Here is a 7,334-nt window from a genome sequence, read left to right on the forward strand (position 1 = left end):
ATTTGGCCGGCGCCTGTCCCGCTACCAAGGTCGCAAACGAGGCCTCTATTTCGCGGGTTTGCAGTAAAACACCGTTACCGGATCTGCAACAACGCGGCAAATTGTCCAGCGTCTGGCGCAAACAAAAACGCCCCGACAAGTCGGGGCGTTCGCTATTGCAGCGGTGAATTACTCGACCGCTTTGACCATGTCTTCAATGACTTTCTTCGCATCGCCGAAGACCATCATGGTCTTGTCCAGATAGAACAGTTCGTTGTCCAGGCCGGCATAGCCGCTGGCCATCGAGCGCTTGTTGACGATGATGGTCTTGGCCTTGAATGCTTCGAGAATCGGCATGCCGGCAATCGGCGACTTCGGATCGTTCTTCGCGGCCGGGTTGACCACGTCGTTCGCACCGAGCACCAGCACCACGTCGGCTTGGCCGAACTCGGAGTTGATGTCTTCCATCTCGAATACCTGATCGTAAGGCACTTCGGCCTCGGCGAGCAGGACGTTCATGTGCCCAGGCATGCGACCGGCTACCGGGTGGATCGCGTACTTCACGGTCACGCCGCGATGGGTCAGCTTCTCGCTCAGCTCCTTCAGTGCGTGTTGGGCACGGGCCACTGCCAGGCCGTAACCCGGGACGATGATCACGGTGTCGGCGTTGGTCAGCAGGAAGGTTGCGTCATCAGCCGAGCCGGATTTCACCGGACGTGCTTCCTGCGCACCGGCAGGACCTGCGTCTGCCGTATTGCCGAAACCGCCGAGCAGTACATTAAAGAAGGAGCGGTTCATCGCCTTGCACATGATGTACGAGAGGATCGCACCGCTCGAACCCACCAGCGAGCCGGCAATGATCAGCATCGAGTTGTTCAGCGAGAAACCGATGCCCGCCGCCGCCCAGCCGGAATAGCTGTTGAGCATCGACACCACCACCGGCATGTCGGCGCCGCCGATCGGGATGATGATCAGCACGCCCATCACGAACGCCAGCGCCAGCATCAGCGCGAACGCCGTAAGGTTGCCTGTGAACATGAAGGTCAGACCGAGAACCAGCGTAGCCAGACCCAGGACCGCATTGAGTTTGTGCTGACCGGCAAACTGTACCGGTGCGCCCTGGAACAGGCGGAACTTGTATTTGCCCGAGAGCTTGCCGAAGGCGATTACCGAACCCGAGAAGGTGATTGCACCGATCGCAGCGCCGAGGAACAGCTCCAGGCGGTTGCCCGCCGGGATCGCATCGCCCAGCTGTTTAACGATACCCAACGACTGCGGCTCGACCACCGCCGCAATGGCAATGAACACCGCCGCGAGGCCGATCATGCTGTGCATGAACGCTACCAGTTCCGGCATCTTGGTCATTTCAACGCGCTTGGCCATGATCGAACCGGCGGTGCCGCCGACCAGCAAGCCAACGATCACATAACCGATGCCAGCCGTGGCCAGTTCAGCGCCCAACTTATAGATGAGGCCGACCGTGGTGATGATTGCCAGCGCCATGCCGAGCATGCCGAACAGGTTGCCGCGCCGCGAAGTGGTCGGGTGCGACAGGCCTTTGAGGGCCTGGATAAAGCAGATCGACGCGATCAGGTAGAGCGTCGTGACGAGATTCATGCTCATTACTTCGGCGCCTCTTCTTTTGCTTTCGGGGCTTTCTTCTTGAACATCTCAAGCATGCGGCGGGTGACCAGGAAGCCACCAAACACATTGACCGCCGCCAGTGCCACAGCCAGCGTGCCCATGGTCTTGCCCAGCGGCGTGACGGTCAGCGCAGCGGCGAGCATGGCGCCGACGATCACGATCGCGGAAATGGCATTGGTCACCGCCATCAACGGCGTGTGCAGCGCAGGTGTAACGTTCCAGACCACGTGGTAACCGACATAAATCGCCAGCACGAAGATGATCAGGTTGTAGATACCGGGGGAGATAAGCTCTTCCATCGTCTGAATCCCTGCTTAGGCGTTTTTGCGGATGACTTGGCCGTCGCGGCACATCAGGCACGCGGCGACGATGTCGTCTTCGAGGTTGACGTCGAACTGGCCTTCCTTGGTGAACACCAGCTTGAGGAAGTCCAGCAGGTTGCGTGCGTACAGCGCCGAAGCGTCGGCAGCGACTTCACCGGCGAGGTTGGTCGGGCCGACGATGGTCACACCGTTTTCCACAACGACCTGATCGGCCACGGTCAGCGGGCAGTTGCCACCCTGAGCGGCGGCGAGGTCGATGACCACCGAGCCCGGCTTCATCTGCGCAACGGTCTCGGCGCTGAGCAGTGTCGGCGCCTTGCGGCCCGGAATCAGCGCGGTGGTAATGACGATATCGGCCTGCTTGGCGCGCTCATGCACCGCCTGAGCCTGGCGCTGCATCCAGCTCGCCGGCATCGGCCGCGCATAACCGCCGACACCGACGGCGCATTCGCGCTCTTCATCGGTCTCGTAGGGCACGTCGACGAACTTGGCGCCGAGGGATTCAATCTGTTCCTTCACCGCTGGGCGCACGTCGGACGCCTCGATCACCGCACCCAGGCGTTTCGCCGTGGCAATCGCCTGCAACCCGGCCACGCCTGCGCCAAGAATCAGCACCCGCGCCGCTTTCACGGTGCCCGCAGCAGTCATCAGCATCGGCATGAAGCGTGGGTAATAGTGAGCGGCCAGCAACACCGCTTTGTAGCCGGCGATGTTCGCCTGCGACGACAACACATCAAGACTCTGCGCCCGCGAGGTGCGCGGCGCCGCTTCGAGGGCGAACGCGGTAATGCCGCATTCGGCCATCTTCGCGATGGTCTCGTTGTTGAACGGGTTGAGCATGCCCACCAGCACCGCACCGCGCTTGATCAGCGTCAGTTCGGCATCGCTTGGCGCGACCACTTTGAGAATCAGCTCGGCGCCAAACGCGTCATTGGCGCTGCCAATGCTTGCGCCGGCCGCTTCATAGGCGCTGTCGACGGCACTGGCTTTGACGCCAGCGCCACTTTGCACAGTGACCTTATGGCCTTGGCTGATCAGCTTCTTGATGGTTTCCGGGGTTGCAGCAACCCGTGTTTCACCGGTCTGGGTTTCGAGGGGAACACCAATGTGCACGTCAAATCTCCTGCGTGATCTTATTGAGTAAACCCATGCACTACGGATGGTGCGACTGGGGCGGCCGATCAGCACGATCCCGCCGAATCAGGGCGGGGCGCGGCATTTTGCAGGCGAACTTTATGCCCTTCAAGGGATTATGACGGGTGACGGAAAATTAACTACAAGTCATGCCGTGACCGAATGTCGCAGATGGCCAGTTGAACCCCTTGCAGGCCGTGCCCTGCATGGATTCTGGCTGAATTTGAAAAAAATTCGCATCGGTGGCGTGAATAGGCACTAATGAGTCGCCATTAGAGGCTCAAAGCCACGTGTTTGGCAGCTTGTGGGACGTCTGTACGACTTTCGGATACAGTCTGCGCAAAAGCGACAAATAGTTATATCTGTAGGGCTTTGTTTTTTCTGACTACGGGGTTAAGTATTACGCAAAGCCTTTATTCTTCTAGGCTGTAGCTTTGCGCTTGATTTACCAGCCAGTCGCGAAATGCCTTCAGCGATGCCGATTCGACCTTTCGCTCGGGAATCATCAGGTAATAGGCCTTGATGCTGGAGAGCGCTTGAGGGTTGGCAATCACCAGCCGTTTCTCTGCCAGCTCGCGCTGGATCAGGAACGGCGGAATCAGCGCGACGCCCATGTCGTGCATGGCTGCCTGGGCAAGCATGGAGAATAGCTCGTAGCGTGGACCTGTCATGTCGCGAGGAATATTCAGTTGCTGCGAGTTGAACCATTGGCGCCAGGCGTAAGGTCGGGTGGTCTGCTGCAGCAGCGGTAGCTCGGCGATGGCTTGCGCTGTCAGTTGCTTGCGATCGCCGAGTAGGGCGGGGCTGCATACCGGCATCGGATTCTCGCCCATCAACCTGTGGGATTCGGTACCCGACCAATCGGCATCACCGAAATAGATCGCGGCATCGAATTCGGTATCGGCAAACAGGAATGGCCGGGTGCGGTTGGTCAGGTTGACGGTCACTTCCGGGTGCTTGAGCTGAAAGTCCTTGAGTCGCGGCAGCAGCCATTGCGTGCCGAAGGTCGGGACGACGGCGAGTTCGATAACGTTGGTGCCCTGCTGGCCCATCACGGAAAGGGTGTCGCGCTCCACCGCATCAAGCTGAGTCGCCACCCGACGGCTATAGGAAAGCCCCGCCTCGGTCAGTTTCACTCCGCGCCGCGAGCGTCGGAACAGCTCCACGCTGAGAAACTCTTCGAGGCTGGCAATCTGTCGGCAAATGGCACCCTGTGTGAGCGACAGCTCTTCAGCGGCCCGGGTAAAGCTCTCATGGCGGGCGGCGGCTTCGAAGCTGATCAGTGCAGCGGTGCTGGGAATTTTCCTGCGCATGTACGTCAACCTCACTAATGCGCCGCATAAAAAGCAATTCACGACGTTTCGGAGTGAGAAATTAGCACAACAGAATGCGAAATCCTCGTTTGCCGCGATGGCGAACCGCGCCTAGGATCAATGCCACGTTAATTCACCAGATTGCGAGGGCACACTCATGGGCGGTAAAGCTAGCTTCAATTGGATCGATCCCCTGCTGCTGGATCAACAGCTCACCGAAGAGGAGCGGATGATCCGCGACACCGCCGCGCAGTTCGCTCAACAGAGCCTGGCGCCGCGTGTACTTGAAGCTTTCCGTCATGAGAAGACCGATCCGGCGATCTTCCGCGAGATGGGCGAAGTCGGCCTGCTCGGCGCGACCATTCCTGAGCAGTACGGTGGCAGCGGTCTGAACTATGTCAGTTACGGCCTGATTGCCCGCGAGGTCGAGCGCGTCGACTCTGGCTATCGCTCGATGATGAGTGTGCAGTCCTCGCTGGTGATGGTGCCGATCAACGAATTCGGTACCGAAGCACAGAAACAGAAGTATCTGCCGAAGCTGGCTTCCGGCGAATGGATCGGTTGCTTCGGTCTGACCGAGCCGAACCACGGTTCCGATCCGGGCGCGATGATTAGCCGGGCGCGCAAGGTCGACGGCGGCTACAGCCTGACTGGCGCGAAGATGTGGATCACCAACAGCCCGATTGCTGACGTATTTGTAGTCTGGGCCAAGGACGATGCTGGCGACATCCGTGGCTTCGTTCTGGAGAAAGGCTGGAAAGGCCTGAGCGCTCCGGCGATTCACGGCAAGGTCGGCCTGCGCGCTTCGATCACCGGTGAGATCGTCATGGACAACGTGTTCGTGCCGGAAGAGAACATTTTCCCGGATGTCCGTGGCCTGAAAGGTCCTTTCACCTGCCTCAATTCCGCACGCTATGGCATTTCCTGGGGCGCGCTGGGCGCTGCCGAATTCTGCTGGCACACTGCGCGCCAATACACTCTGGATCGTCAGCAGTTCGGTCGTCCGCTGGCCGCAACTCAGCTGGTACAGAAGAAACTCGCCGACATGCAGACCGAAATCACTCTGGCACTGCAAGGCTGCCTGCGCTTGGGTCGGATGAAGGATGAAGGCACTGCCGCCGTTGAAATCACTTCGATCATGAAGCGCAACTCCTGCGGCAAGTCGCTGGATATCGCGCGGATGGCCCGCGACATGCTCGGTGGTAACGGCATCTCCGATGAGTTCGGTGTGGCCCGTCACCTGGTCAATCTGGAAGTGGTGAATACCTATGAAGGTACCCATGACGTTCACGCGCTGATCCTCGGGCGTGCACAAACCGGTCTGCAGGCGTTCTATTAATAGGAGGGCGGACCATGGGCGCGCTGTCGCATCTGCGGGTACTGGATTTATCGCGAGTACTGGCCGGGCCTTGGGCTGGGCAAATCCTCGCCGACCTTGGCGCCGAAGTGATCAAGGTCGAGCGGCCAGGCAATGGTGACGATACTCGCGCGTGGGGGCCGCCCTTTCTTAAAGACGCTTACGGCGAGAACACGTCGGAAGCGGCTTATTACCTGTCGGCCAACCGCAACAAGCAATCGGTGACCATCGACTTCACCCGTCCTGAAGGGCAGAAGCTGGTGCGCGACCTGGCGGCGAAGTCGGACATCCTCATCGAGAATTTCAAGGTGGGCGGTCTGGCGGCCTATGGCCTGGACTATGAGTCGCTGAAGGCGCTCAACCCGAATCTGATCTATTGCTCTATCACCGGCTTCGGTCAGACCGGTCCTTACGCCAAGCGGGCAGGGTATGACTTCATGATCCAGGGCCTCGGCGGCTTGATGAGTCTGACTGGTCGACCTGAAGGAGATGAAGGTGCTGGCCCGGTGAAAGTGGGCGTAGCGCTGACGGATATTCTCACCGGGCTGTATTCGACGGTGGCGATTCTCGCGGCGTTGGCGCATCGCGATCATGACGGTGGCGGCCAACACATTGATATGGCGTTGCTGGATGTACAGGTCGCATGTCTGGCGAACCAGGCGATGAACTACCTGACCACCGGCAATGCGCCAAAGCGTCTGGGCAATGCCCATCCCAATATCGTGCCTTATCAGGACTTTCCTACGGCGGATGGCGACTTCATCCTCACCGTGGGCAATGACGGGCAGTTCCGCAAGTTCGCCGAAGTCGCCGGGCAGCCGCACTGGGCGGATGATCCGCGCTTCGCGACCAACAAGCTGCGAGTGGCGAACCGCGCGGTGTTGATTCCACTGATCCGCCAGGCGACGGTTTTCAAGACGACAGCCGAGTGGGTTGCTCAATTGGAGCATGCGGGCGTGCCTTGTGGGCCGATCAATGATTTGTCGCAAGTGTTTGAAGATCCCCAGGTGAAGGCGCGCGGTCTGGCTATCGAGCTACCTCATGCATTGGCGGGGATGGTGCCTCAGGTGGCCAGCCCGATTCGATTGTCGGAGACGCCCGTTGAATATCGTCATGCGCCTCCTTTATTAGGTGAGCACACGTTAGAGGTTCTCCAGCGGGTGCTGGGCCTGGGGGCAGGTGCGGTGGCTATGTTGAAGGAGGAAGGCGTCCTTTAAGTCTTCTTCTATATAGAAGGAGCTCTTTTCTCATCTGATTGGATGTTTTTTAACCAATACGCAAGTTATTGAAAGAAAAGCGAAATTAACGGTTGACGGCAGATTCCAGAGGTCTATAATTCGCCCCACTTCCGGCGCAGTCGAAACGGAAAACTCCTTGAGAATCAAAGAGTTACGCAGTTTTCGACAGCGGCTTGCTTCAGATCATCGAAGCCTGGAAGGAGTTGAAAGAGCAGTGATGTGTAGCTTTTTTAACGGTTCGATCTTCTCGATCGAAAGCGGAGAAAAAGAGGTGTTGACAGCAGCGATTAACGCTGTAGAATTCGCCTCCCGCTAACGAGAGATCGGAAGCGCAAGTGGTTGAAGT

At 58.8% G+C, this 7,334-nt stretch carries 6 protein-coding genes; 2 read left to right on the forward strand and 4 right to left on the reverse strand.

What is annotated here, in order from left to right; all coding sequences use genetic code 11:
- Window positions 1–168: 168 nt before the first annotated feature.
- The 4 genes from PS14A_RS26405 to PS14A_RS26420 form a co-directional block, all read right to left on the reverse strand.
- Window positions 169–1,602, reverse strand: coding sequence for an NAD(P)(+) transhydrogenase (Re/Si-specific) subunit beta (locus tag PS14A_RS26405; protein WP_212617582.1), 1,434 nt, complete (start codon window positions 1,600–1,602; stop codon window positions 169–171).
- A complete protein-coding gene (locus tag PS14A_RS26410) occupies window positions 1,602–1,922 on the reverse strand; it encodes an NAD(P) transhydrogenase subunit alpha (protein WP_003220416.1) in 321 nt (106 codons plus the stop codon). Before PS14A_RS26410 ends, PS14A_RS26405 begins: the two co-directional genes overlap by 1 nt.
- 15 nt (window positions 1,923–1,937) lie before the next feature.
- Complete coding sequence (locus PS14A_RS26415; RefSeq protein WP_212617583.1) at window positions 1,938–3,059, reverse strand: Re/Si-specific NAD(P)(+) transhydrogenase subunit alpha; 1,122 nt, start codon at window positions 3,057–3,059, stop codon at window positions 1,938–1,940.
- A gap of 434 nt (window positions 3,060–3,493) precedes the next feature.
- A complete protein-coding gene (locus tag PS14A_RS26420; RefSeq protein WP_212617584.1) occupies window positions 3,494–4,393 on the reverse strand; it encodes a LysR family transcriptional regulator in 900 nt (299 codons plus the stop codon).
- A 157-nt stretch (window positions 4,394–4,550) separates the two neighbouring features.
- On the opposite strand from PS14A_RS26420, the gene PS14A_RS26425 reads away from it, so the two are divergent.
- Both PS14A_RS26425 and PS14A_RS26430 read left to right on the forward strand, forming a co-directional pair.
- A complete protein-coding gene (locus tag PS14A_RS26425; RefSeq protein ID WP_024015035.1) occupies window positions 4,551–5,732 on the forward strand; it encodes an acyl-CoA dehydrogenase in 1,182 nt (393 codons plus the stop codon).
- Between the two features lie 14 nt (window positions 5,733–5,746).
- Window positions 5,747–6,967: a CaiB/BaiF CoA-transferase family protein gene (locus PS14A_RS26430; RefSeq protein ID WP_130911552.1), complete on the forward strand. Its 1,221-nt coding sequence runs from the start codon at window positions 5,747–5,749 to the stop codon at window positions 6,965–6,967.
- Window positions 6,968–7,334: the final 367 nt, after the last annotated feature.

It is taken from the genome of Pseudomonas sp. 14A, assembly GCF_018132745.1.
Classification (GTDB): domain Bacteria; phylum Pseudomonadota; class Gammaproteobacteria; order Pseudomonadales; family Pseudomonadaceae; genus Aquipseudomonas; species Aquipseudomonas mercuritolerans.

Coding starts and splice junctions, on each gene's coding strand:
- PS14A_RS26405 (WP_212617582.1), bottom strand. CDS start 1,602: ATGAGCATGAATCTCGTCACGACGCTCTACCTGATCGCGTCGATCTGC.
- PS14A_RS26410 (WP_003220416.1), bottom strand. CDS start 1,922: ATGGAAGAGCTTATCTCCCCCGGTATCTACAACCTGATCATCTTCGTG.
- PS14A_RS26420 (WP_212617584.1), bottom strand. CDS start 4,393: ATGCGCAGGAAAATTCCCAGCACCGCTGCACTGATCAGCTTCGAAGCC.
- PS14A_RS26425 (WP_024015035.1), top strand. CDS start 4,551: ATGGGCGGTAAAGCTAGCTTCAATTGGATCGATCCCCTGCTGCTGGAT.
- PS14A_RS26430 (WP_130911552.1), top strand. CDS start 5,747: ATGGGCGCGCTGTCGCATCTGCGGGTACTGGATTTATCGCGAGTACTG.